This is a genomic window from Arthrobacter sp. GW822-FHT05G07, from assembly GCF_058799755.1.
Map to the genome: position 1 here is coordinate 2,275 of NZ_JBXALT010000023.1, position 3,046 is coordinate 5,320.

The 3,046-nt window shown below is 55.6% G+C and carries 1 rRNA gene; it reads left to right on the forward strand.

Going from position 1 to position 3,046, the window contains the following annotated elements:
* Window positions 1–12: 12 nt before the first annotated feature.
* Window positions 13–3,046 (forward strand): 23S ribosomal RNA (locus tag AC1RJY_RS23960); the annotation flags it as partial.

Here is a 3,046-nt window from a genome sequence, read left to right on the forward strand (position 1 = left end):
GTCTTTGTGTGTGGTCAAGTTTTTAAGGGCACACGGTGGATGCCTTGGCATTAGGAGCCGAAGAAGGACGTAGGAATCTGCGATAAGCCTGGGGGAGTTGATAACCGAGCGTTGATCCCAGGATGTCCGAATGGGGAAACCCCGCACAACGCTGCAAGGTGATTGTGTGACCCGCATCTGAACACATAGGGTGCGTGGGGGGAACGCGGGGAAGTGAAACATCTCAGTACCCGCAGGAAGAGAAAACAATAGTGATTCCGTTAGTAGTGGCGAGCGAACGCGGATCAGGCTAAACCGTTTCCATGTGTGATAGCCGGCGGGCGTTGCATGGGCGGGGTTGTGGGACTTTCCGTTCTGGTTCTGCCGGACCAGTGAGGTGAGGTGCAGGCATAGGTGAACGGTCTTGAAAGGCCGGCCAGAGAGGGTGTGAGCCCCGTAACCGTAATGTTGTGCACGGCCTGGGGAGTATCCCAAGTAGCACGGGGCCCGAGAAATCCCGTGCGAATCTGTCAGGACCACCTGATAAGCCTAAATACTTCCTAATGACCGATAGCGGACCAGTACCGTGAGGGAAAGGTGAAAAGTACCCCGGGAGGGGAGTGAAACAGTACCTGAAACCGTGTGCTTACAATCCGTCGGAGCCAGTCTGATTCTGGTGACGGCGTGCCTTTTGAAGAATGAGCCTGCGAGTTAGTGTTACGTCGCGAGGTTAACCCGTGTGGGGTAGCCGTAGCGAAAGCGAGTCTGAATAGGGCGAGTGTAGTGGCGTGATCTAGACCCGAAGCGGAGTGATCTACCCATGGCCAGGTTGAAGCGACGGTAAGACGTCGTGGAGGACCGAACCCACTTCAGTTGAAAATGGAGGGGATGAGCTGTGGGTAGGGGTGAAAGGCCAATCAAACTCCGTGATAGCTGGTTCTCCCCGAAATGCATTTAGGTGCAGCGTTGCGTGTTTCTTGCCGGAGGTAGAGCTACTGGATGGCCGATGGGCCCTACAAGGTTACTGACGTCAGCCAAACTCCGAATGCCGGTAAGTCAGAGCGCAGCAGTGAGACTGTGGGGGATAAGCTTCATAGTCGAGAGGGAAACAGCCCAGACCACCAACTAAGGCCCCTAAGCGTGTGCTAAGTGGGAAAGGATGTGGAGTTGCGAAGACAACCAGGAGGTTGGCTTAGAAGCAGCCATCCTTGAAAGAGTGCGTAATAGCTCACTGGTCAAGTGATTCCGCGCCGACAATGTAGCGGGGCTCAAGTACACCGCCGAAGTTGTGGATTTCACATAATGCCCTAGCCTTCGTGGTTCAGGGGTGTGGAGTGGTAGGGGAGCGTCGTGTGGGCAGTGAAGTCGCGGTGGAAACCAGCGGTGGAGCCTACACGAGTGAGAATGCAGGCATGAGTAGCGAAAGACGGGTGAGAAACCCGTCCGCCGAATGATCAAGGGTTCCAGGGTCAAGCTAATCTGCCCTGGGTAAGTCGGGACCTAAGGCGAGGCCGACAGGCGTAGTCGATGGACAACGGGTTGATATTCCCGTACCGGCGAAAAACCGCCCATGCCAAGCGGGGGATACTAACCGCCCGGAGCCTGCCCGCTCACCCTTGTGGTGTTGTGGGTTTTGGCCGAGCGCGGGACCTGATCCCGGGAGGTAAGCGTATTAACAGGTGTGACGCAGGAAGGTAGCCGGGCCGGGCGATGGTTGCCCCGGTCTAAGGATGTAGGGTCAGGGATAGGCAAATCCGTTCCTGTGTGCTTCGAGCACGATCCTGAGATCTGATGGGACCCCCGTTCGGGGGGATCCGGTGATCCTATGCTGCCAAGAAAAGCATCGACGCGAGGTTTTAGCCGCCCGTACCCCAAACCGACACAGGTGATCAGGTAGAGAATACCAAGGCGATCGAGAGAATTATGGTTAAGGAACTCGGCAAAATGCCCCCGTAACTTCGGGAGAAGGGGGGCCTGCCCCGTGATGGAGACTTGCTCTCCGTGAGCGGGTGTGGGCCGCAGAGACCAGGGGGAAGCGACTGTTTACTAAAAACACAGGTCCGTGCGAAGTCGCAAGACGATGTATACGGACTGACTCCTGCCCGGTGCTGGAAGGTTAAGAGGACCGGTTAGCCCTTACGGGCGAAGCTGAGAATTTAAGCCCCAGTAAACGGCGGTGGTAACTATAACCATCCTAAGGTAGCGAAATTCCTTGTCGGGTAAGTTCCGACCTGCACGAATGGAGTAACGACTTCCCCGCTGTCTCAACCATAAACTCGGCGAAATTGCAGTACGAGTAAAGATGCTCGTTACGCGCAGCAGGACGGAAAGACCCCGAGACCTTTACTATAGTTTGGTATTGGTGTTCGGAGTGGCTTGTGTAGGATAGGTGGGAGACGTTGAAGCCCGGACGCCAGTTCGGGTGGAGTCATCGTTGAAATACCACTCTGGTCACTTTGGACATCTAACTTCGGCCCGTGATCCGGGTCAGGGACAGTGCCTGATGGGTAGTTTAACTGGGGCGGTTGCCTCCTAAAAAGTAACGGAGGCGCCCAAAGGTTCCCTCAGCCTGGTTGGCAATCAGGTGTCGAGTGTAAGTGCACAAGGGAGCTTGACTGTGAGAGAGACATCTCAAGCAGGGACGAAAGTCGGGACTAGTGATCCGGCGGTACATTGTGGAATGGCCGTCGCTCAACGGATAAAAGGTACCTCGGGGATAACAGGCTGATCTTGCCCAAGAGTCCATATCGACGGCATGGTTTGGCACCTCGATGTCGGCTCGTCGCATCCTGGGGCTGGAGTAGGTCCCAAGGGTTGGGCTGTTCGCCCATTAAAGCGGTACGCGAGCTGGGTTTAGAACGTCGTGAGACAGTTCGGTCCCTATCCGCTGCGCGCGCAGGAAATTTGAGAAGGGCTGTCCTTAGTACGAGAGGACCGGGACGGACGAACCTCTGGTGTGTCAGTTGTACTGCCAAGTGCATCGCTGATTAGCTACGTTCGGATGGGATAACCGCTGAAAGCATCTAAGCGGGAAGCTCGCTTCAAGATGAGATTTCCATACACATTA